Genomic DNA, 255 nt, shown 5'->3' with positions numbered 1-255 from the left:
CCAAGGTTCTGGCGGAGACGGGCGGTGCGACGTTCACGGCCTATGACCAGATCGACAAGGCGCCTGAAGAGAAGGCGCGCGGCATCACGATTTCGACCGCGCACGTCGAGTACGAGACGCAGAACCGTCACTACGCGCACGTCGACTGCCCCGGCCACGCCGACTACGTGAAGAACATGATCACCGGTGCGGCGCAGATGGACGGCGCGATCCTGGTGGTGTCGGCGGCCGACGGCCCGATGCCGCAGACCCGCG

Annotated in this window: 1 protein-coding gene; it reads left to right on the top strand. The window is 67.1% G+C overall.

What is annotated here, in order from left to right; genetic code table 11:
• The coding region (locus tag VRZ08_RS25065; RefSeq protein WP_414534252.1) for a GTP-binding protein at positions 1-255 on the top strand (255 nt) is incomplete at both ends.

Source organism: Rhodopseudomonas sp. G2_2311 (assembly GCF_047501505.1).
In the GTDB taxonomy this organism is placed as follows: Bacteria; Pseudomonadota; Alphaproteobacteria; order Rhizobiales; family Xanthobacteraceae; genus Rhodopseudomonas; species Rhodopseudomonas palustris_H.
This window is presented reverse-complemented; position numbering and strand designations above follow the sequence as displayed.